Below are 20,706 nucleotides of genomic sequence, written 5' to 3' on the forward strand. Positions count from 1 at the left end.
CATGCTCTCTTCCATCGGCTTTTAAGCCGCCGGTCTCGCGGGCGCCTGCCCGTGTGGTCTCGGTCTATCGGGCCGGTCCTGTCCCGCGCCCGCAGTCGGGTGCGGTCGGTCCGGCTATCAAAGCGGCAGCGCCGCCTTTTCTACACGTTTAAAAGCTTACCTGTCCGCCCGCTCAAAATTTGGCCGATTATGGCCCCCCTCGCCGGCAGACTGCTCCTTTTCGGCCACGATCCGCCCGTACAGCTCGGTCATCTGCCGCAGCTGCTCCTGCAGCGCCGGGGTCAGTTGCCCCTCCCGCAGCCGCCAGGTCCAGTTGCCGCTGGCCGTCGAGGGCGTGTTCATCCGCGCCTCGCTGCCCAACCCCAACAGGTCCTGCACCTGCACGATGGCCAGATCGCACACGCTCTGCCAAGCTGCCCGCAGCATGCTGTCAGCCAGCAGGCGGGGCTGGGCGGCGCCCAGGTATGCCTGTGCGTGCTGCAGCGTCTTGCGCGGCGCAGTGGCGATCCACCCGGCCAGAGTGTCGTTGTCGTGGGTGCCCAGGTACACCACGCTGCCGGGGGTGTGGTTGTGGGGCAGGTACAGGTTGTCCGGCCCGCCGCCAAAGGCAAATTCCAGCACCTTCATACCGGGAAAGCCGGTCTCCTCCAGCAGCTGCAGCACATCGTCGGTGAGCACCCCCAGGTCCTCGGCCACGATCGACACCCGTCCCAGCTCGGTGACCACCGCCCGAAAGAAGTTGAGTCCCGGCCCTTTCTCCCAGTGCCCGCCGGCAGCGGTCCGGTCCCCGTAGGGGATCGACCAGTACCCGGCAAAGCCGCGGAAGTGGTCGATGCGCAGCAGGTCAAACAGCGAAAACGCCACCCGCAGCCGCTCGATCCACCAGCTGTACTGTTCGGCGGCCATCTGTTCCCACCGGTACAGCGGGTTGCCCCACAGCTGTCCGGTGGCCGAGAAGTAGTCCGGCGGCACCCCGGCCACCGCCGTGGGCCGCAGCTGCTCGTCCAGGCAAAACAGCCGGCTCTGGGCCCACACGTCGGCCGAGTCCAGCGCCACGTAAAGCGGCGTGTCGCCAAACAGCAGCACCCCTTTTTTCCCCGCATACCGCTTCAGGCGGACAAACTGCTTAAAAAACAGGTACTGGATGTACACCGCGCAGTCCACCTGCTCCCGCAACAGCTGCCGGTAGTGCTCCAGCGCCTGTGGCTGCCGGCTGCGGATATCCTCCGGCCAGGTGTACCACGGCTGCTGGTCAAAGTGGCGCTTCAGCGCCACGAACAGCGCGTAGTCCGGCAGCCAAAAGGCCTGCTCCTGCAAAAAAGCATCCACCTGCCGGCGGTCCCGGTCGCGCCCCCGCTGCCAAGCCAGCTGCAGCACCGCCTGTCGGTGCCGGTAGATCTGCTGGTAGTCCACCCGCTGGGGGTCGTCCCCCCAATCAAAGTCGGCGTAGTCCTCAATATCCAAAAGTCCCTCGTCGGCCAACATATCCAGGTCGATAAAATTGGGGTTGCCGGCAAAGGCGCTGGGCGACTGGTAGGGCGAGTCCCCGTAGGTGGTGGGGCCGATGGGCAGCATCTGCCAGTAGCGCTGCCCGGCGCCGTGCAAAAAATCTATAAATCGGTAGGCGGTGCGCCCCAGCGTGCCGATGCCCTGCGGGGCCGGCAGCGAGGTGATGTGGCACAAAATGCCGCTCGCGCGTTCCATACGGTGATGTCAGCTCCAATCCGTGGCCAACTTCATAAAAACGCATAAAATCCAATGGTGTAATTGTACTGTATGCACTAAAAATAGCTGGCTAAAATTCTTATATTTGTATAGAATATTGTACGGGTTTCCACCGCGTAAGTCAATAAGTCGGGCGCATTTTTTGTCCGCCTCCCAAGCAAGCTCAAGCAGACCCAAGTTAGGCCCCAGCGCTGTCCGCCCGCGTTACCTTTCAAAAAAAAGTATTGACAACAGCCCTGCCGGCCGCTATACTATATTTGTATGTGCAGGGTAACAAAGTCCCCGCACTGCTGGTGTTGATAACGCATAGGCCCCACCTGTTCCCATCCCGAACACAGAAGTTAAGCTATGTCGTGCCGAAAATACTTGGCGGGAAGCTGCCTGGGAAAATAGGTAGATGCCAGCACGCACCGATAGCCCGCTTTCTAAGCGGGCTATTTTCATGTCTGTACCCGCGCCCCCACCGCCGCCGGCCGCACCCGGCCGCACGGTGTCCGCGGCACCCGCTGTTTCGGTAAAAAAGAGGAAGTCAAACCCAAAAAAGGAGAGGATCTCATGAAAAAGCCCCCCGCGAAACCCGCGCAGCCCGCACAGCGCGCCCCCGGCATACTGTGGACGCTGTTTTCCACCTTCTTTCGCATCGGCCTGTTCACCTTTGGCGGCGGCTACGCCATGATCCCGCTCATCCAGCGCGACGTGGTCGAGAACCACCAGTGGATAAACGACGACGAGATGCTCGACATGATCGCCATCGCCGAGAGCACGCCCGGTGTGCTGGCGGTCAACTCGGCCACCTTCGTGGGCTACAAAGTCGGCGGGTTCCTCGGCGCCGCGCTGGCCACCATCGGCGTGGCGCTGCCCTCCTTTTTCATCATCTCGCTCATCGCCGTGTTCTACGCCCAGTTCCGCGCCCTCACCTGGGTGCAGTACGCCTTTATGGGCATCCGCGCCGGGGTGGTGCTGCTCATCCTCAACGCGGTGGTCAAGCTCTCCAAAAATCTCAAGAAAAACGCCTTTAATATCATCCTCATTTTAGCCGCCTTCGCGCTGGCCGCCTTCACCGAGATAAGCACCATCCTCATCCTCATCGGCGCGGCCATCTGCGGCCTGGTATTCAGGCTGCGGGCCATCAAAAGCGGGGAGGTGCAGGAATGAGCATCCTCTTAGAGCTGTTTTTCACCTTTTTTAAGATCGGCCTGTTCACCTTCGGCGGCGGCTATGCCATGATCCCCATGATCACGCAGGAGGTCACCGCCCGCGGCTGGATGCCGCTGTCCGGCGTGGTCGACTTCATCGCCGTGTCCGAGTCCACCCCCGGCCCCTTCGCGGTCAACATCGCCACCTTCGTCGGCACCGAGTGCGCCGGTCCCATCGGCGGCATCTGCGCCACGCTGGGGGTCATCCTGCCCTCGTTCATCATCATCCTCATCGTCGCCAAGTGCTTTATGACGGTGCAAAACGACCCCCGTGTCCGCGCCGGTCTGGCCGGCCTGCGCCCGGCAGTGGTGGGTCTCATCGCCGCCGCCGTGTTCTCGGTAGGCAAAACCGCGCTCTTGCACCTCGATGCGGTGTTCACCGGTCTCGAGGGCTTTTTCACCGACTTTCTCAACTGGCGGGCGGTGCTCATCTTCATCGTCATGTTCGTCATCACCCGCTTAAAAAAGCTGCACCCCATCGTGGTGGTGCTGCTCTCGGGGGCGCTGGGCTGCCTGCTCTTCGGCGTGCTGCCCATGTTCCTGCCCATCACCTGATCGGCATTTTGCCGTGTGGGGCGCGTGTATTCGGTATCCGAGCACGCGCCCCACTCTTTCTGCCCCGCTCCTGGTCCGTTCCTGGTCCACTTCAGGCCCACTTCAGAGCTGCCTCAGACCTGCCCCCCGCCCGCCTTTTGCCCCCCTCACCCAACGCCCCCATTTAGGCCTCGTCTGCGCCCCTCTCAGCTCAAGGCGGCCGCGTTTTGTATTTTTTGCGGCAAGTCGTAAACATTTCTTCAGAATTTTGCGCGGGAAAACGAAATGTTCGCCGCCTATACTGAATACAGAACAAAAGAAGTAACCGCCCGGCGGTGACCGGTGCGGCGCTGAGAGGAGCATATATCATGTATCAAAAAAAATCTGGTTTTCTCGCCGGCCTGTTCTCCATCGTCCCCGGCGCCGGGCACATGTACCTGGGGCTCTCTAAAAAAGGTGCCTCGCTCATGGCGCTGTTTTTCGCCGACTGCTTTCTTTGCAGCATACCCGGCCTGCACCTGCTGTGGCTGGGCATCCCGGTCATCTGGTTTTACAGCCTGTTCGACGCGGTGAACAAATCCAACCTCACCCTGCAACAGCTCTCCTACTGGAAGACCCAGGATAAGTTCTTGTTCGAGGATCTCATCGGTCACAGCCAGCAGCCGCAAAACGCCCACAAGGCCCGCCTGATCGCCGGCTGGGGCCTGGTGGTGTTGGGGGTGTACGCCGTGTTCTACAACTTCCTGCGCCCCTTCCTGTGGGATCTCTACGACCTCATTCCCTGGCTGTACGATCTGCTCTGCAACATACCCGCCGTGCTCTTCAGCCTCGGTCTCATCGCGCTAGGCGTCTACCTGGTGCGCAGCACCCGCCAAAAAGCGGGTAAAGACCAGTCCGCCCCCGGCGGCCCCCAATGCGGGCAGTAGCGGCAACAACCAGCAAAACATGAAAAGAGGAGGCATTTACTTATGGATCAGCCCAATAACGAAAACTTCCAGCAGCGACCCGATCGACCCACTCAGCCCACCCAGCCCACCCAGTCCACCCAACCCACGCAGAGCGAACAGCCCACCGGCGCCCCCGGTCAGGGTGCCGCCCCTGCCGGCGGCCCCCAACCCGGCCCTCAATCCGCTCCCCAGTCCGGCCCCCGGCCCGGTACTGCCGGCCCGTCAGCCCCGCCTGCCGGGGCCTACCGGCAGCCCGCCGCCGTGCGGGTCCCGGCCAAACAGCCCACCCGCCGCGTCGGCACCCTAACGCTGGGGGTGGCGCTGGTGGCCATCGGCGTCGCCGCTATCCTGAGCATCGTCGATCCCAAGTTCACCATGGGCACCTTCTTAAAATTCTCCCCCGCCGTGCTCATCCTGCTGGGGGCCGAGATCATCGTCTACAGCTTTGTCTACAAAAAAGAAAAATTCCGCTACGACGGTCTCAGCATCCTCTTTTCTCTGCTGCTGGTGCTGGGCAGCGTGGGCGGCAGTGTCGCCGGCACGCTCTGGGACGAGTACGGCCCCGCCCGGTACGAGGCCCAGCAGCAGCTGGAAAAAGACGTCTACAACCAGCTGTATAACCAGGTGGCCGACGCCAGCGATGTCTGGGACGTGGATGTCTACACCAATCTCTACCGGCTCAAAGACGGCAAAGTGCCCACCCTCGACGAGCTCAAAGACAGCACCAACATCCACGTGAACGTCACTCTGCGCAGCGGCTACGCCAACGCGCAGGAGTTCGCCGCCGCCTGCCGCGGTATCCTCGACCGCTTCCAAAAGACCGGCTTGCCGCTCTTCTCGGTCGACTTCTACTCCTATAATAACAGCGATGAGACTTCCGGCTTCGAGCTGGAGCTGGCCGGCGACCTGCAGATCAAGATGGGGGCCGATCAGCTGGCTCTCAAGGTCCACAACGTGGCCGACGACTACACCGACTACGAGGACTGACCGCCTCGATCCCCCACCGGCAAAACAGAGCGCCCGCCCAGGAGAACAGAGATCGTTCTCCTGGGCGGGCGCTCTGTCTTTGGGCGGCCGTCCCATCGGCCGCCGGGCGTCGGCCGGCGCCTGCCCTGGGGCCTACTGTGCCCCCAGGGCCTTTACCGCCCGCTCTATGCGCGCCAGCGCCTCCTCTAAGGTGGCCCGGGCACAGCCGATATTGATGCGCTCAAAGCCCACCCCTTCCGGGCCGTAATCCTCGCCCCAGGTAAGGCCCACCTTGGCCCTCTCTAAAAACAGTGCCCGCAGCTCTTCTGGCGGCAGCCCCAGCTGGCGGCAGTCGATCCACACCAGGTAGCTGCTCTCCGGCCGTATCACCTGCAGCGCCGGTATGTGCGCCGCTATGTACTGGCACAAAAAGTCCAGGTTGCCCGCCAAATAGGCGCCCAGCTCGTCCAGCCACTGGTCGCATGCGGGGCTGTAGGCCGCCGTCATCGCCGCCACACTAAAAATGTTGGTGGCAAAATCCATCGAGTAACCGCCCATGGCCGCGGCAAACTGCTCCCGCAGCCCCTCATCGGCGATCAGCACCGTGGCGTAGGTCAGCCCCATGATGTTATAGGCCTTGCTGGCGCTGGTGATCAGCACCGCGATTTTCTGCGCCCGCTGGCCAAGGCCCAGTATCGGGTGGTGGGCGTGTCCGTCAAACAGCACGTTCGAGTGCACCTCGTCGGCCACCAGCACCGCCCCGTAGGCGTCGCACAGCTCCACCAGCCGCTGCAGCTCCCCGGCCGTAAACGCCCGCCCGGTGGGGTTGTGGGGGTTCACCATAAAATAGATCTTGGGCCGGTACTGCCGCAACTTCTCCTCAAAGTTGGCAAAGTCGATGGTGTAGTGCCCGTCTTTTAACACCATGGGGTTGGTCACCATCCGGCGCCCGGCGCAGTCGATGATGCGGGCGATCGGCGAAAAGTGCGGTGCCTGCACCAAAACGCAGTCTCCCGGCTGCGAGTAGGTGTCGATACACATGCGTGCGGCCACCCATACCCCCGGCGCGTTGAGCACCCACTGGGGCTCTATATGGCAGCCAAAGCGGCGGTCATACCAGCCGGTCACCGCCCGGTAATAGGCCTCTGGCTTGGCGTAGTAGCCGTACATGCCGCTGTCGGCAAGGTCCAGCAGCGCCTGTCTAATGGCCGGGGCCGAGGCAAAGTCCAGGTCTGCCGTGCCCATGCACAGCACCGCCGGGTCCGGCTGGTTCCACTTCAGCGAGCCGGTGCCGCGCCGGTCGATGGGCCGTGAAAAGTCAAACACAGTATCTCCTCCTCTATATAAGTGGTGTTTACCGCTTTACTATAGCACAGCGCCGGCGGTTTGTAAACGCGCCCCAGTACGGCCAGCACGCCCTCGACTCAGCCCGACTCAGCCCAACTCAGCCAAGCCCCGATCCGGCCCCAACATTGCCCCGCCCGGTCCGGCCCCAGCGCGGCATATGCCCCTGTAAGCCCGCCCCAAATCCGCCCCAAGCCCGCCTCGAGCCGCCCCCAAACCACCCCCCAAGTCAGCACCAGACCAGGCTACGGCCCCGCCCACCGCTCCCCGCCGCGCTTGTGCGGCCCGCCGGCGCCGTGGTATACTGGCTGGTGCCCGCCCGTACACCGCTCTATCCAGCAAAGGAGTCCTTTATGGCCGATCTGCTACAAGGTAAAAAAGCCGTCATCTTCGATATGGACGGCACGCTCATCGACTCCGTCGGCATCTGGAACCAGGTCGACGCGGCGCTGATCCGGCAGCTGGGCGGCCCCCAGCTGTCCGAGCAGGCGGTGCTGCGGCAGCGCGACGATCTGCTGCGCCGCTACAGCCACCGCCCCCAGCCCTATCTCGACTACTGCTGGCAGTTGGGCGCGCTGTGTCACAGCCCGCTCAGCGCCCGGCAGATACACGATCTGCGCTACCAGATCGCCGGCGACTTTCTGGTCTCGCAGGTAGACTACAAGCCCGGCGTCCCGCTCTTTTTGGCCCAGCTGCGGCAGCGGGGCCTGCTGCTGGCCATCGCCACCACCACCAAAAAGACCAATATGGATATCTACCGCACCAAAAATAAAAACCTGCTGGCCAAAGCCCCGCTCGACAGCACCTTCGCGGTCATCTACACCCGCGAAGACGCCGCCCAGCTCAAGCCCCATCCCCAGATCTATCAAAAGGCGGTGGCCGGTCTGGGCCTCGCTCCCGCCGACTGCCTGGTGCTGGAGGACTCGCTCATCGGCGTGCAGGCCGCCAAAGCCGCCGGCCTGCAGGTCGCCGCCATCGCCGACCGCTACGCCCAGCACGAGGCAGAGCAGATCGTCGCGCTGGCCGACTGGCAGTTCGGCGACTACTTTCAGCTGCTGGCCGCCATCCGCGGCAGCGCCCCCCGCGGCGAACTGCCGCCCTGTATCCGCCCGCTCACCGCAGCCATGCTGCGCCCGGGCCTGTTTGCCGGCTTTTCCCGCCGCCAGCTGGTCACCGACTGCTGGCGCCGCGAGGCGGGGCACTGGGCGGTGCGCCGCTGCCCCTTTATCGACCAGTGGTCCCCGTCAGACTACGGCTATCTGGTGCAGTGCCTGCAGGGCACCTTGTCCGGCGGCGGGGCGGTGTACGGCGCCTTCATCGGCGGCCGGCTGGCCGGCTTTTGCTCGGTCGAGGGCCCGCTCACCGGCAACCGCAGCCAGTTCAGCGACCTCACCAGCCTGCACGTCTCGCAGGACCGGCGCGGCCGCGGCATCGGCCGTCAGCTCTTCGCCCAGGCCGCCGCCTTTGCCCGAACAAGAGGTGCCGAGGCGCTGTATATCTCCGCCCACTCCGCCGTCGAGACCCAGGCCTTTTACCGGGCCATGGGCTGTGTCCCCGCCACCGAGGAGCTGGCGTGCCACACCGGTCCCGAACCCTTCGACTGCCAGCTCCAGTATGCGCTCTAGATCGTATCGCACCCGGTGCTGCCGCCCGCAAAAAAGTTTTGCCGCCCGCGCCCCGCAGCCCTGCTGCCGGCGGCGTCGGCCCATCACCGGGCGTTTTAAAGGCCCCGCACAAGCCCCATACAGGCGTAAAAACGCGCTATAATGTGTAGGGGGTAGGGGCGGTGAGCTCCCCGGCCCCCACCCACTGCCGGCTCTTGCTCCGGCGCTCCGCCGCGGCCGGTCGGTCGGGGGTGGTCGCGCTGTAGTCCGCCTCTGTTTGCGCTGCCGGCGGTGCTCGCCCGCTCCGGCCCTAAAAAAGAGCCTCGCATTCGGGCCGCGGGCCCCCATCCCAGCGGCCAAAAGGGCTAAAACAGCATAAAAAAGGCCGAGTTTACAATTTCGTAACAATTTGAACAGCCGTCAGCAGCACTTCACCGCGCAGTGCTTTCTCTATAAAACCGCATACCTATGCGCTTTTTGTCGGTCCCTGCCCGCCGCCACCGCCGCTGTCGCCCGCAAAAACACCGTTTACCCGTCCGCCTGCCCACCTGCCCACCTGCGCCCCCGCCCGGTGGAGCGCCAACTTATTTACCCATTTACCGGTCGGTCCCCTCAGCCCGCTCCACCAGCCATCCGGCCGCCAGTCCACAGTGAACAGTCCACAGTCCACAGTTCACTGTAGACGGCATACAGTAAACAGTCCGTCAGCTCACCGGCCCCGCGCTTTGTGCCGCCTCGCGGCAACCTGACCGGCATCAGCCGGCATCAGTCAGCACCGGCCGGAATTGCGCAGAATTGGACCAAATAGATCGTCTCCCGCCGTCCGGGCGGGGGAGAGGAGGATACCAATGTTCGAACCCATCTACTACACCGTGCAGGATATCCGCGGCGACTACGCCATCCTGCTAGACCAAAACGGCATCGAGAACACCGTGGCTATGGCCCTGTTGCCGCCGGGCGTCGACGTGGGCGACGCACTGGTCTACGAAATGCTCTCCTACCGCATCCAGCAGCCGTAAATGCTGCATGAATATGCATATTTTCTGGCGTAAATGTATAAAATGGGCATTGTGTACAGATTTGAAACAAAAATAATCCCGAGTTGTTGCAACATTTTTGAAAAATAGGGTAGACATTTGCCGTTTCTGTGCGTATAATTATACATGCGCCTTACAAAAGGCGCACAGCACCGATTAAGGAGGAGCACAGATGTCTGAAATGATCGCCGACGCTGTACAGCCCAAGGCCTGGTACAAAGCGCTGCCCCGGCCGCAGTACAGCACTCTCACCAAGGTAGACCAGCCCGAGGCATGGTTCGATGTCTATAAGCTCGACCACGACATCTTCGCCATCTATGAGCAGGGCCACTTCCAGGAAGTGATCTCCTATCTCATTCTGGGCGGCGAAAAAGCCATGTTGCTCGATACCGGCATGGGCATCGGCAACATCAAAAATGTCGTCGACGCGCTGACCGACCTGCCGCTGGTAGTCGTCAACACCCACACCCATTTCGACCATATCGGTTGCAACCACCTGTTCGAGCTGGTCCACGTGCTCGACCACCCCGGTGCTGTGCGAAGAATGAAAGAGGGGCTCACCCACGAGGAGGTCGCCGACAATTTAAAAGACGACTCCACCTGGTACCCCTACCCCAAAGAGTTCGATCCCGATACCTACCACATCGAGCCCTGTAACTTCACCACCATCAAAGAGGGCCATGTGTTCGACCTGGGCGGCAGAACGCTCACCGTGCTGTCCACCCCCGGCCACTCGCCCGACAGCCTCATGCTCGTCGACGAGCAAAACAAGCTGCTCTTCACCGGCGACACCTTCTATCCCGCCACCCTCTACGCCCACCTCGACTCCCACGACGGGCTCAAGTCGGTACAGAGCACCTACCGCCAGACCATGGAGCGGCTGGCGGCCCAGTACAGCGACTATACCCTCATCTGCTCCCACAACGAGCCGCTGCGCCCCGGCAGCGTGCTGGGTCAGGTGGCCAAGGCCTTTGCCCAGATCGAAAACGGCGAGGTCGACTACCAGATCGACGCCGAGGGCCTCAAAAAATACACCTTCGACGGCTTCTGCATCGTCACCGTGTAAGATCCCCCGGAAAAACAGGTAAACTGAGCGGCCATGTGCCGCACCCATATAAAAAGAGGAGAGAGTACACTTATGAAAACCATGAAAAAACTGGCCGCCATGCTGGCCGCCTGCGGCATCCTGCTGTCGCTGGCCGGCTGCGGCGACAAAGACAAGACCTTCACCGGCAAAGCCTACGAAAAAGAGATCATGACCCCCGGCGAGATCGTCGTCGGCATCTCCGCCGACTATCCCCCCTACGAGAGCATGGGCACCGACGGCAAAGTAGAGGGCTTCGATGTCGACATGGCCAACGAGCTGGCCAAGTACATGGGCGCCGAGGGCAAAGACGTAAAAGTCACCTTTAAGAATATGGACTTCTCGTCCATCATCACCGCCCTGCAGTCCGGCCAGATCGACGTGGGCATCTCCGCCTTCACCTACGACCCCGAGCGCGACTGCCTGTTCTCCGATCCCTACCTGATCTCCGAGCAGCTGGTGGTGCTGCCCAAGGGCTCCACCGTCAAGAGCCTCGACGAGCTGTCGGGCAAAAAGATCGGTGCCGGCACCGGCACCACCGGTGAAAAGGCCGCCAAAGAGAACATCTCCGGCGCCGAAGTCACCAGCCCCGGCGACTACACCGTCATGTTCGAGGCCCTCAAAAATGGCGCTCTCGACGCGGTGGTCTGCGACGGCCAGGTGGCCAAAAACAACGCCGAGGCCAACGGTTTCGTCATCATGGAAGAGCCCCTGGTAAAAGAGGAGAACTCGGTCATCGTCAAAAAGGGCAACGACGAGCTGCTCAAAGAAGTAAACGAAGCTGTCAAGCAGTTCAAGGCCTCCGACGCCTATGTCGAGCTGCAGCAGAAATGGGGCCTGACCGAGGCCTAGAGCAAAAGTCAAAAAACACAGCAGGCAGGCGGCGGGCAGGGCCCGTCACCTGTTTTCTGCTGTAAGGCCCCTTCGCCAGCCACCGAAAATATACGAGAGGAACTGTCTTATGGAAATGATTCAGAAGATCGTCACCGCCGAAAATCTGATCTTCATGCTCAAGGCGGCCGGTCTGTCGGTGGTCATCGCCACCGCCTCGCTGCTGTTCGGCACCATCCTGGGCGTGCTCGGCGCCGCCGCCAAGATCTCCAAGAGCAAGCTGCTGCGCGGCATCGCCACCGTCTACGTCGAGGTCATCCGCGGCACCCCTATGATGCTGCAGATCCTGTTTTTCTACTTGGGCGTCCCGGCCATCATGCGGGCCATCACCGGCACCCCAATAAACCCCAGCGTCTACCTCATCGGTATCGTCGCTATCAGCATCAACTCCGGCGCCTACTCCACCGAGCTCATCCGCTCGGCCATCCAGGCCGTCGACCGCGGCCAGTGGGAGGCCAGCAAGTCGCTGGGCCTCTCCTACGGCAAAATGATGCGCTACATCATCCTGCCCCAGGCCTTCAAGCGCATCGTGCCGCCGCTGGTCAGCGAGTTCATCACCCTCATCAAAGATTCCTCGCTGCTGTCCACCATCGGCGTGGTCGAGCTGCTGCAGAGCGCCAAGGTCCTGGGTGCCCGCTTCTACAACTACGTCATCCCCCTACTGCTGGCGTCGGTGGTCTATCTGGCCATGACGCTCACCATCTCCCACTTCTCAAAACGCCTGGAGAGGAGGCTTGCAGAAAGTGATTAGTCTGCGCCATATCACCAAAAAATTCGGTCAGCTCAAGGCCGTCAGCGACGCCAGTCTGGAAGTCGAGAAAGGCGAGATCATCTGCCTTATCGGCCCCTCTGGCTCCGGCAAATCCACCTTCCTGCGCTGTATCAATGGCCTGGAGGAGCCCGAGGAGGGCGAGGTCTACATCGACGGCAAAAAGGTCGATACCAAGGCCAAAAACCCCAAAGAGCTCGAGCAGATGCGCGCCAAGATGGGCTTTGTGTTCCAGCACTTCAATCTCTTTCCCCACCGCAGCGTGCTCGATAACCTCACTCTGGCCCCCATCCAGGTGCTGGGCGTCTCCAAAGAGGAGGCCGAAAAGCGCGCCCGCGAGCTGCTGGCCCGGGTGGGCCTGGCCGAAAAGGCCGACGCCTATCCCGCCCAGCTCTCCGGCGGCCAAAAGCAGCGGGTGGCCATCGCCCGCAGCCTCTGCATGGAGCCCGAGATCATGCTCTTCGACGAGCCCACCTCCGCCCTCGACCCCGAGATGGTCGGCGAGGTGCTCGACGTCATGAAAGAGCTGGCCCGGGGCGGCATGACCATGGTGCTGGTCACCCACGAGATGGGCTTTGCCCGCGAAGTGGCCACCAAGGTGCTGTTTTTAGACGAGGGCCAGATCCTCGAGCAGGGCACCCCCAAAGACATTTTTGAAAATCCTCAGCACCCCCGCCTGCGCGAATTTTTGAGTAAAGTTCTGTAAAAATAGTAGTATTTCCCCGACAAAACTGATACACTAAAATTAAGGACTTACCGGGCGCCCGGCGCCTGCACCAGTCTGTGGCCCGGCCTGCCGGGCGCATATCAGAGGAGGAGTGACCACTGTGATTACCTGTAAAAATTGCGGCACCACCATGCCCGACGGGGCAGCTTTCTGCACCACCTGCGGCGTCCCGCTCGATGCCCAGGACCAGCAGTCTCAGCAGCAGCCCCCCATCTACAACCAGACCCCCGCTCCCGGCGGCGAGCAGCCGCAGTGGAGCACCCCGCCCCAGCAGCCCCCCATGCAGCCCCAGCAGCCCTACATGGGTGGCCAGCCCCCCATCAAGGGCACCATCTACCTGGTGTTCGGCATCCTCACCACCCTGCTGTGCTGTCTGCCGCTGGGCATCCCGGCCATCGTCTTTGCCACCAAGATCGACCAGATGGTCGCCATGGGCAACATCGCCGGCGCGCAGGAGGCAGCCAAAAAATCGCGGCTGTTCTCCATCCTGGCCGCAGCGCTGGGCCTGCTGGCCGTCATCATCTACTTTGTCTTTGTGGTCGTGGTAGGCGTCAGCATCGGCGGCGGCTACTACTACTGATCGCACCGGTAGCTACATAAGATCGCCCCTTTTAAAAGGGATAGATAGCGCCCAACAAAGGTCCCCCTGGCCGGCAAACGGTCAGGGGGCTTTTTTGTCGCCTGTTCGGGCATACAGGCGGCGCCCGCCTGCCCCGTGCCAATGTCACAAGCTGTTTTAAGATCATTTTATAAATATTATGAAAATGCAGCGAAATACGCAGGTGAAATAACAAATATGACAAAAAAACATAAAAATTTATGGAGAGAATATCGCTAGATATCCACCGCCGGATTGCGCTATAATGATACCAAATACTGAGGTAGCATGTCTAAGGGGGGCAGTGGTGTGGAGCGGAGCTTTCTGTACAACAAGATCAAGCAGGACATCATGGAGCAGATCGAGCAGGGTCTCTATGTGACGGGCGATAAATTGCCCAGCGAGGCCCAGCTGGTGAGCGAGTACGGCGTCAGCCGCAACACCGCCAGCCGCGTGCTCAACGATCTGGTCACCGAGGGGTACGCCAAGCGCCATCAGGGCAAAGGTACCTTCGTCGACAACCAGAAGATCACCCAGGATCTCTCCTACGTCCGCAGCATCTCCAGCATCTTCGAGCAGAACAAAAAAGAGTCCACCAGCCAGGTGCTGGCCTACGAGGTGGTCGATCCGCCCGCCCATGTCAAAAAGTTTTTGCAGCTGCAAGACGGCGAAAAGGCGATTCGCGTCTACCGCATACGCTACGCCGACAAAGTGCCCGCCCTGCTCAACGAGACCTATCGCAGCCACCCCCGTTTCGGCAATGTGCTCCACTACGACCCCACCACGGTATTGTCCTACGGCTACCTGCGCAAGATCAAGCACATCTACCCGGTCCACACCGAGGAAACGCTCGAGATCACCTTCTTAAATCCCGACGAGGCCGGGTATCTGGGCCAAAAAGCCGGCACCCCCGCTTTTCTGGGCCGCAGTCTCACCACCGACAATACCGGCCAACCGCTGGAGGTCTCCAAGACCATCTACCGCGCCGATATGTTCCGTTTTGCCTCCCACCTGAGCGAGGCCCCCAAAACCGAAAAGTAGCCGCCGCAAACGGCCACCCAGCTGTGTAGGATCGCGTGTCCGCACAGCTTTTTATATGATCCGTCCGCCTGTCTCCTCTCCCGGTCCCTTAGCGCCCCGCTGTCCGCCCCGTATCTATATGGGGAGCCGCCGGGTATTGCCGAGTTCTGCTGGGCGGCAGTATCATAGGGCCTTGACAGCCCGCCGCCGGCGGCGTATCGTAGATATGGTCAGGTGCCATCGTGGCGGCACCTCGCGCCCGGCTACTGGGGAGATGCAGCTCCTCAGTAGCTCTTTTTTATACCTGCCGCCACTTGGTGCCACTGCTCGCGGATCTTTTCTCCGCCACCGGCCGAAAAATTTGACACCACAACAAAAAACAGGCCGGCCCCACCGGGGCCGGCCTGTTTGGCGCAGATATCTCAAATTCTGTTTAGTTGCTGGCAAATACGCCCATACCGCGAAATTTGCGGTAGCGGTTTTCCAGCAGTGTCTTGGTGCCCAAAAAGCTAAAATCCTCCAGCTCTTTTTCAATCACCTGCCGCAGCTCGATACAGGTGCGGGCGGGGTCGGTGTGGGCGCCCCCCTTGGGCTCGGGCACGATGCCGTCGATCACCCCAAACGAGAGCAGGTCCGGCGCCGTCATCTTTAAGAGCTCGGCGGCCTGTTCTTCCTTGCTGGGGTCCTTCCACAAAATGCTGGCAAACCCCCGGGGCGATATCACCGAGTACACGGCGTTTTCCAGCATGTAGATCTTGTCGGCCACCGCCATAGCCAGCGCGCCGCCGCTGCCCCCCTCTCCGGTGATGATGGTCAGCACCGGCGTCTTTAAAAACATCAGCTGCTGAATGCTCTGGGCTATCGCGTGCCCCTGTCCGCGCTCCTCGGCCCCCACACCGCAATAGGCGCCGGGGGTATCCACAAAAAAGATCACCGGGCGGCCAAATTTTTCCGCCTGCTGCATCAGCCGTATCGACTTGCGGTACCCCTCCGGGTGGGGCATGCCAAAGTTGTAGCGGATGTTCTCTTCGGTAGAGTTTCCTTTGCGGTGGCCGATCACCGTCACCGCCTTGCCGCCAATGGTGCCAATGCCCCCCAGTACCGCCGGGTCGTCGCCGTATGCCCGGTCGCCGTGCAGTTCTATAAAGTCCTCAAACAGGGCCGATACATACTGGTCGATGTTGGGGCGGGCAATATTTTTGATGAGCTGCATGCGCTCAAATGCCGATTTAGACATAATTTCCGCTCCCCCCTACTTGTGATGGCCCACATGCAGCGCCAAAATACGCTGCAGCGTCTCTTTGAGTTCCCCCCGGGGCACGATCTTGTCTACGAACCCGTGGTCCTGGGCAAACTCTGCCGACTGAAAACCCGCCGGCAGCTTGCTGCCGATGGTCCCCTCGATGACCCGCCGCCCGGCAAAGCCGATCACCGCCCGCGGCTCGGCCAAAATAATGTCGCCCTGCATGGCAAAGCTGGCCGTCACCCCGCCGGTGGTGGGGTCGGTGAGCACAGTGATGTAGAGCAGGCCCGCCTGGCTGTGCTTGCCCGCCGCCGCGCTGACTTTGGCCATCTGCATCAGTGAAAAGATCCCCTCATGCATCCGCGCCCCGCCCGAGGCGGTGAACAAAACTACCGGCAGCTTTTTGCGGGTGGCGTACTCAAACAGCCGCGCCAGCTTTTCACCTACCACGCTGCCCATCGAGGCCATCAAAAAGCGGGTGTCCATCACCCCAATGGCCACCGGCATACCGCCGATCTTGGCGCTGCCGGTCACTACCGCCTCGGTCAAGCCGGTCTGTTGGTGCAGGTTCTCGATCTTGTCGGTATAGCCTTTAAACTTTAGGGGGTTGAGGGTGCGCAGCCGCCGGTCGTGTTCTTTAAAGCTGCCCTCGTCGCAGAGCATCTCGATGCGCTGCGGCGCCGACATGCGGCTCTGGTGCCCACACAGCGGGCACACATACAGGTTGCGCTGGTAATTTTCGCGCAGCACCTCGTTTTTGCACCGCTTGCACACCACAACGTCTTTGGGCTGCTCCACCTCCGGCACGCCCTCCAGCTCCTTGGCGATGTTGCGGTTTTTCTTAAACATGTCTAAAATCACTGCGCATCACCTCCATCGGGCTGGCTAAAGCGCGCCAGCAGTTGACTGCGCTCCAAAAAATTGGTATCGAAATCGCCGGCGGCAAACTGGGGCGCATGAATGATGGCCATGGCCAGGTCGATGTTGGTGGTGACCCCCTCGAACAGGTACTCCGACAGCGCCCGTTTCATGCGGGCGATCGCCTGGGCCCGGTCCTCCCCATAGCAGATGAGCTTGGCCAGCATGCTGTCGTAGTAGGGGGGGATGCGATATCCCTGGTACACCGCCGAGTCCACCCGCACCCCGGCGCCGCCGGGCACGTTGAGCCCGGTGATCTGGCCGGGGCAGGGGGCAAAGTTGCGGTAGGGGTCCTCGGCATTTATGCGGCACTCGATGGCGTGGCACAGCGGCCGCAGCTGGTCCTGGCGCAGCGGCAGCCGCTCACCGGCGGCAATGCGTATCTGCTCGCGGATCAGATCCAGCCCACACACCAGTTCGGTCACCGGGTGCTCCACCTGGATGCGGGCGTTCATCTCGCAGAAGTAGTAATTTAAGTCGCTGTCCACCAAAAACTCCACCGTGCCGGCGCCCCGGTACCCGGCCTGCTTGGCCACCCGCACCGCGGCGTCGCCCATCTCCTGCCGCAGCGAGGCACTCAGCAGCGAGGAAGGGGCCTCCTCCACCAACTTCTGGTGCCGCCGCTGGATGGAGCACTCCCGCTCAAACAGGTGGATAGTGTCGCCATGAGCGTCAGCCAGTATCTGAAATTCGATGTGGCGCGGGTCCGCCACGAATTTTTCTACATACACGCGGCTGTCGCCGAACGACATGCCCGCCTCGGCGGCGGCATTTTGAAACTCGTGCACCAGGTCGGCCGGGTCATCCACCTTGCGAATGCCTTTGCCGCCGCCGCCAGAGGCGGCCTTGAGCATTACCGGGTAGCCGATCTCACCGGCGATGGCGGCCGCCTCTTTGGCTGTAGAGACCGCGCCGTCGCTGCCGGGGGTCACCGGTACGCCGGCCTTTTTGGCGGTGTCGCGGGCGGCCACCTTGTCGCCCAGCAGGGCGATAGTGTGGGCGCTGGGGCCAATAAAGGTAAGACCACACGCCTCGCAGGCAGCGGCAAAGTCGGGGTTCTCCGACAAAAAGCCAAAGCCGGGGTGGATGGCCTGGGCGCCGGAGCCCTGGGCGGCGCCGATGATGTTTTGGATGTTCAGGTAGCTGTCTTTGGGGGCCGGCCCGCCAATACATACCGCCTCGTCGGCCAGAGTAGTGTGCAGCGCATCAGCGTCGGCGGTGGAGTACACAGCCACGCTGGTGATGCCCATATCCCGGCATGCGCGAATGATGCGCACTGCGATCTCGCCCCGGTTGGCGATGAGAATTTTATCAAACATAAGTGGGGACCTCCCTGGGTATGTGATCAGCCGATGGCAAAGGTGAGCTCGCCGTAGGCGGCCCGTTTCCCGTTGACGTAGGCTGTGGCTTTGCCGATGCCGATGGGGCCCCGGCGCTTGACGATCTCGACTTCCAGGTCCAGTGTGTCGCCGGGCAGCACCTTCTGCTTAAAGCGGGCGCCGTCGATGCCGCCGAAATAGCCGGTCTTGCCCTCGAACTCCGGCAGCGACAAAATGGCCACCGCGCCGGTCTGGGCCAACGCCTCGATGATAAACACCCCGGGCATCACCGGATTGCCGGGGAAATGCCCCTGAAAGAAGATCTTGTCGGGGGTGACGTGCAGCCGCCCCTTGGCGCGTACACCGGGCTCTAGCTCGGTGATCTCGTCAACTAAGAGCATGGTGTCCCGGTGGGGGATGATCTTTTTGATCTGCTCTTGATCCAGCAGTATATCGCTCATCTGTGTTACCTCTCTTTAAAAAGATGCCGTGTCGGTCGTCTCTGCGCCGCGCCTGATCTGCGCTCACTCAGGGGTCAGGCGGCGGGTCGCTACTGGATGGCCATGACCACCTGATCGTACTCCACCAGATCTCCGTTTTGGCAGAAGATGCGGGTGATCTTGCCGTCGCAGGGGGCCGTTATCTCGTTGAGCATCTTCATGGCCTCGATGATGCACAGCGTGTCGCCTTTTTTCACCTCTTGGCCAACGGTGGCAAACGGCGGGCTCTGCGGGTCGGGGGCGGCGTAATAGGTGCCCACGATGGGCGAGCGCACCGGTGTGCCCGGCACATCCTGCTCCGCCGGCGGCGGGGCCTCCTCGGCCGCGGCTACCGGGGCGGCAGGTGCTGTTGCCGGGGCGGCCACGGCGATCTGTTTGGGGGCAAACTCCACCGAGAAAGAAAACTCGTCGGCAGTAAAGGAGAGGGCTGTGGCCCCCTCGGCCTTAGCGCGCGAAAGCAGTTCCAGCGCTGTCTCTTTGGCAATACGAATATCCATACTACAGTTCCTCTTCTCTCCTGGTATCCGCCGGCAGTCAGCGGTATTTTCTCACCACGATGGTGGCGTTGTGGCCGCCAAAGCCCAGCGAGTTGCTCATGGCCGTCTCCACCGCCGTGTGCAGCGCCGTGCCCGGCACGTAATCCAGGTCGCACGCGGGGTCGGGCTCTTTTAAATTGATAGTGGGGGGGATGACGTCCTCGGCCACGGCCATAGCGCAGACGATGGCCTCAATGCCGCCGGCGGCCCCCAGCAGGTGCCCGGTCATCGACTTGGTCGAGGAGATATGTACCTTTCTGGCCGCCTCCTCGCCCAGCGCCAGCTTGATGGCGTTGGTCTCATACTTGTCGTTGATGGGGGTGCCGGTGCCGTGGGCGTTTATGTAGCACAGCTCCTCCGGGGCCAATCCCGCCTCCTGCAGTGCCAATTTCATGGCCATGCTGGGCGCCTGGCCGGTGGGGTCGGGGCTGGTGATGTGATAGCTGTCTGAGGTGCTGCCGTATCCGGTGATCTCCCCCAAAATGGTGGCGCCGCGGGCGGTGGCGTGCTCTAAGCTCTCCAGCACCAAAATTCCCGCGCCTTCCCCCATTACAAAACCGGCCCGCCGGCTGTCAAACGGCAGCGAGGCGGCGTCGGGATCGGTCGACTGGCTCAAAGCGTGCATGTTCGAGAAACCGGCCACCGCAATGGGCACGGCGCAACTCTCGGCGCCGCCGGCTACCATCGCGTCGGCGTAACCGTGCTTAATGGTGCGAAACGCCTCGCCGATGGCGTGGGTGCCGCTGGCACAGGCCGTTACCGGACAAAAACTGGTGCCTTTCAGCCCGTACTTGATGGATATCTGAGCCGACGCCATATTCGAGATCATCATGGGGATAAAAAACGGCGACACCCGGCCGGGGCCCTTGGTAAAGATCTTCTCAAACTCGTTTTGGAAGGTCTCGATGCCGCCGATCCCGCTGCCCACGATCACCCCAAAGCGGTAGGGGTCGATATTGGCGCTGTCCAACCCGGCCTGCCCCATCGCCTCGGCGGCGGCGGCCATGGCCAGCTGGCAGTAGCGGTCCATTTTACGGGCCTCTTTTTTCTCGATAAACTGGGTGGGGTCAAAATCTTTTACCTCGGCAGCCAAGGTAGCCTTATAGCCGTCGGTATCAAAGCGAGTAATGGGGCCAATGCCGTTTTTGCCAGCCACCGCCGCATCAAAAAAGTCGCGCACGGTGTTGCCGATAGGTGTAATGGCACCCATACCGGTGATGACTACACGGTTCATATGTTTTTCCTCCTGCATATAGGGTGTGCCGCTCTGCCCGGCCGTACCTGTGCGGCAAGATCAGAGCACAAAGACCGTCGTTTTTGCGGGCCGCTTTAGCTGCGGCGGCCCATCTATCTGTTGGGGGTATGGAACATATAAAGACAGTTGCCGGCAAGGCGTCGCTGCCACTGCCCTTTAATAATTGTGTGTCCTATCAAATTCTATCCCCTGCGCGCCTGCCGCGCCGCGCAAGCGGCGGGAGGGGCTTGGCCCCGAGAGCATATCTTGCGCTTTTCGCACTGCCTGGCGGGGATATGAGACAGACCAGACAAAATAAGTCTTATCTGACCGGTCGTGCGAGCAGCATCTTCCAAAAGCACCGAGACCGCAAGAAATGCGTTGCCGCGCAAGCGGCGGGAGGGGCTTGGCCCCGAGAGCATATCTTGCGCTTTTCGCACTGCCTGGCGGGGATATGAGACAGACCAGACGAAATAAGTCTCACCTGACCGGTCGTGCGAACAGCATCTTCTAA

At 61.6% G+C, this 20,706-nt stretch carries 20 protein-coding genes and 1 rRNA gene; 13 read left to right on the plus strand and 8 right to left on the minus strand.

Annotated features, from left to right (window positions below; translation table 11 throughout):
- Positions 1 to 156: 156 nt before the first annotated feature.
- Positions 157 to 1,704, minus strand: coding sequence for a 4-alpha-glucanotransferase (gene malQ / locus C6Y32_RS06055; RefSeq protein WP_105204458.1), 1,548 nt, complete (start codon positions 1,702 to 1,704; stop codon positions 157 to 159).
- Positions 1,705 to 2,014: 310 nt separating this feature from the next.
- On the opposite strand from malQ, the gene rrf reads away from it, so the two are divergent.
- The 5 genes from rrf (at position 2,015) to C6Y32_RS06080 (ending at position 5,389) form a co-directional block, all read left to right on the plus strand.
- Positions 2,015 to 2,131: ribosomal RNA gene (rrf, locus tag C6Y32_RS06060) — 5S ribosomal RNA — on the plus strand.
- A gap of 149 nt (positions 2,132 to 2,280) precedes the next feature.
- Positions 2,281 to 2,880 carry a chromate transporter gene (locus tag C6Y32_RS06065; RefSeq protein ID WP_105204459.1) on the plus strand — a complete coding sequence of 200 codons (600 nt, stop codon included), beginning with the start codon at positions 2,281 to 2,283 and terminating at the stop codon, positions 2,878 to 2,880.
- Positions 2,877 to 3,476, plus strand: a complete 600-nt coding sequence (locus C6Y32_RS06070) for a chromate transporter (RefSeq protein ID WP_105204460.1) — start codon at positions 2,877 to 2,879, stop codon at positions 3,474 to 3,476. The genes C6Y32_RS06065 and C6Y32_RS06070 overlap by 4 nt, the downstream gene beginning before the upstream one ends.
- Before the next feature lie 347 nt (positions 3,477 to 3,823).
- Positions 3,824 to 4,381, plus strand: coding sequence for a hypothetical protein (locus C6Y32_RS06075; protein ID WP_105204461.1), 558 nt, complete (start codon positions 3,824 to 3,826; stop codon positions 4,379 to 4,381).
- 42 nt (positions 4,382 to 4,423) lie between these two features.
- Entirely contained in the window at positions 4,424 to 5,389 is a 966-nt protein-coding gene (locus tag C6Y32_RS06080; protein ID WP_105204462.1) for a DUF308 domain-containing protein, read from the plus strand.
- A gap of 132 nt (positions 5,390 to 5,521) precedes the next feature.
- Here the strand turns inward: C6Y32_RS06080 and C6Y32_RS06085 are convergent, their stop codons facing one another.
- On the minus strand, positions 5,522 to 6,694 hold the full coding sequence (locus C6Y32_RS06085) for a MalY/PatB family protein (RefSeq protein ID WP_105204463.1): 1,173 nt from the start codon (positions 6,692 to 6,694) through the stop codon (positions 5,522 to 5,524).
- A 371-nt stretch (positions 6,695 to 7,065) separates the two neighbouring features.
- Between C6Y32_RS06085 and C6Y32_RS15510 the strand changes: the two genes are divergently transcribed.
- From C6Y32_RS15510 to C6Y32_RS06125, 8 genes are all read left to right on the plus strand, one after another.
- Positions 7,066 to 8,337, plus strand: a complete 1,272-nt coding sequence (locus tag C6Y32_RS15510) for an HAD-IA family hydrolase (protein WP_207204813.1) — start codon at positions 7,066 to 7,068, stop codon at positions 8,335 to 8,337.
- 827 nt (positions 8,338 to 9,164) lie between these two features.
- A complete protein-coding gene (locus C6Y32_RS15295; RefSeq protein ID WP_164998155.1) occupies positions 9,165 to 9,335 on the plus strand; it encodes a hypothetical protein in 171 nt (56 codons plus the stop codon).
- A 190-nt stretch (positions 9,336 to 9,525) separates the two neighbouring features.
- The gene (locus C6Y32_RS06100) at positions 9,526 to 10,419 is read left to right on the plus strand and encodes an MBL fold metallo-hydrolase (RefSeq protein ID WP_105204464.1); all 894 of its coding nucleotides are present in this window, start codon (positions 9,526 to 9,528) and stop codon (positions 10,417 to 10,419) included.
- 72 nt (positions 10,420 to 10,491) lie between these two features.
- Positions 10,492 to 11,289, plus strand: a complete 798-nt coding sequence (locus C6Y32_RS06105; protein WP_164998156.1) for a substrate-binding periplasmic protein — start codon at positions 10,492 to 10,494, stop codon at positions 11,287 to 11,289.
- A gap of 109 nt (positions 11,290 to 11,398) precedes the next feature.
- Positions 11,399 to 12,079 carry an amino acid ABC transporter permease gene (locus tag C6Y32_RS06110; protein ID WP_105204466.1) on the plus strand — a complete coding sequence of 227 codons (681 nt, stop codon included), beginning with the start codon at positions 11,399 to 11,401 and terminating at the stop codon, positions 12,077 to 12,079.
- Positions 12,072 to 12,803: an amino acid ABC transporter ATP-binding protein gene (locus C6Y32_RS06115; RefSeq protein WP_105204467.1), complete on the plus strand. Its 732-nt coding sequence runs from the start codon at positions 12,072 to 12,074 to the stop codon at positions 12,801 to 12,803. The genes C6Y32_RS06110 and C6Y32_RS06115 overlap by 8 nt, the downstream gene beginning before the upstream one ends.
- A gap of 121 nt (positions 12,804 to 12,924) precedes the next feature.
- Positions 12,925 to 13,404 carry a CD225/dispanin family protein gene (locus C6Y32_RS06120; RefSeq protein ID WP_105204468.1) on the plus strand — a complete coding sequence of 160 codons (480 nt, stop codon included), beginning with the start codon at positions 12,925 to 12,927 and terminating at the stop codon, positions 13,402 to 13,404.
- Positions 13,405 to 13,731: 327 nt separating this feature from the next.
- Positions 13,732 to 14,463, plus strand: coding sequence for a GntR family transcriptional regulator (locus tag C6Y32_RS06125; RefSeq protein WP_164998157.1), 732 nt, complete (start codon positions 13,732 to 13,734; stop codon positions 14,461 to 14,463).
- 412 nt (positions 14,464 to 14,875) lie between these two features.
- On the opposite strand, the gene C6Y32_RS06130 is transcribed toward C6Y32_RS06125, so the two are convergent.
- The 6 genes from C6Y32_RS06130 to fabF form a co-directional block, all read right to left on the minus strand.
- Positions 14,876 to 15,679: an acetyl-CoA carboxylase carboxyltransferase subunit alpha gene (locus tag C6Y32_RS06130; RefSeq protein ID WP_105204470.1), complete on the minus strand. Its 804-nt coding sequence runs from the start codon at positions 15,677 to 15,679 to the stop codon at positions 14,876 to 14,878.
- A 15-nt stretch (positions 15,680 to 15,694) separates the two neighbouring features.
- Positions 15,695 to 16,546, minus strand: coding sequence for an acetyl-CoA carboxylase, carboxyltransferase subunit beta (accD, locus tag C6Y32_RS06135; protein ID WP_243562584.1), 852 nt, complete (start codon positions 16,544 to 16,546; stop codon positions 15,695 to 15,697).
- On the minus strand, positions 16,543 to 17,922 hold the full coding sequence (accC, locus tag C6Y32_RS06140; protein WP_105204471.1) for an acetyl-CoA carboxylase biotin carboxylase subunit: 1,380 nt from the start codon (positions 17,920 to 17,922) through the stop codon (positions 16,543 to 16,545). The genes accD and accC overlap by 4 nt, the downstream gene beginning before the upstream one ends.
- A 26-nt stretch (positions 17,923 to 17,948) precedes the next feature.
- Entirely contained in the window at positions 17,949 to 18,383 is a 435-nt protein-coding gene (fabZ, locus tag C6Y32_RS06145) for a 3-hydroxyacyl-ACP dehydratase FabZ (protein ID WP_105204472.1), read from the minus strand.
- 89 nt (positions 18,384 to 18,472) lie between these two features.
- Positions 18,473 to 18,919, minus strand: a complete 447-nt coding sequence (locus C6Y32_RS06150) for an acetyl-CoA carboxylase biotin carboxyl carrier protein (RefSeq protein ID WP_105204473.1) — start codon at positions 18,917 to 18,919, stop codon at positions 18,473 to 18,475.
- Positions 18,920 to 18,956: 37 nt separating this feature from the next.
- Complete coding sequence (gene fabF, locus C6Y32_RS06155; protein WP_105204474.1) at positions 18,957 to 20,192, minus strand: beta-ketoacyl-ACP synthase II; 1,236 nt, start codon at positions 20,190 to 20,192, stop codon at positions 18,957 to 18,959.
- Positions 20,193 to 20,706 lie beyond the last annotated feature (514 nt).

Origin of the sequence: Neobittarella massiliensis (ex Bilen et al. 2018), from assembly GCF_900289145.1 — a bacterium.
Lineage (GTDB): Bacteria > Bacillota > Clostridia > Oscillospirales > Ruminococcaceae > Neobittarella > Neobittarella massiliensis.

Excerpts from the sequence above, each read along its gene's own strand:
- C6Y32_RS06105 (WP_164998156.1), top strand. The coding sequence starts at position 10,492 with ATGAAAACCATGAAAAAACTGGCCGCCATGCTGGCCGCCTGCGGCATC.
- accC (WP_105204471.1), bottom strand. The coding sequence starts at position 17,922 with ATGTTTGATAAAATTCTCATCGCCAACCGGGGCGAGATCGCAGTGCGC.
- C6Y32_RS06070 (WP_105204460.1), top strand. The coding sequence starts at position 2,877 with ATGAGCATCCTCTTAGAGCTGTTTTTCACCTTTTTTAAGATCGGCCTG.
- C6Y32_RS06110 (WP_105204466.1), top strand. The coding sequence starts at position 11,399 with ATGGAAATGATTCAGAAGATCGTCACCGCCGAAAATCTGATCTTCATG.
- C6Y32_RS06100 (WP_105204464.1), top strand. The coding sequence starts at position 9,526 with ATGTCTGAAATGATCGCCGACGCTGTACAGCCCAAGGCCTGGTACAAA.
- fabF (WP_105204474.1), bottom strand. The coding sequence starts at position 20,192 with ATGAACCGTGTAGTCATCACCGGTATGGGTGCCATTACACCTATCGGC.
- C6Y32_RS06075 (WP_105204461.1), top strand. The coding sequence starts at position 3,824 with ATGTATCAAAAAAAATCTGGTTTTCTCGCCGGCCTGTTCTCCATCGTC.
- C6Y32_RS15510 (WP_207204813.1), top strand. The coding sequence starts at position 7,066 with ATGGCCGATCTGCTACAAGGTAAAAAAGCCGTCATCTTCGATATGGAC.
- C6Y32_RS06080 (WP_105204462.1), top strand. The coding sequence starts at position 4,424 with ATGGATCAGCCCAATAACGAAAACTTCCAGCAGCGACCCGATCGACCC.
- C6Y32_RS06150 (WP_105204473.1), bottom strand. The coding sequence starts at position 18,919 with ATGGATATTCGTATTGCCAAAGAGACAGCGCTGGAACTGCTTTCGCGC.
- fabZ (WP_105204472.1), bottom strand. The coding sequence starts at position 18,383 with ATGAGCGATATACTGCTGGATCAAGAGCAGATCAAAAAGATCATCCCC.
- malQ (WP_105204458.1), bottom strand. The coding sequence starts at position 1,704 with ATGGAACGCGCGAGCGGCATTTTGTGCCACATCACCTCGCTGCCGGCC.
- C6Y32_RS06065 (WP_105204459.1), top strand. The coding sequence starts at position 2,281 with ATGAAAAAGCCCCCCGCGAAACCCGCGCAGCCCGCACAGCGCGCCCCC.
- C6Y32_RS15295 (WP_164998155.1), top strand. The coding sequence starts at position 9,165 with ATGTTCGAACCCATCTACTACACCGTGCAGGATATCCGCGGCGACTAC.
- C6Y32_RS06130 (WP_105204470.1), bottom strand. The coding sequence starts at position 15,679 with ATGTCTAAATCGGCATTTGAGCGCATGCAGCTCATCAAAAATATTGCC.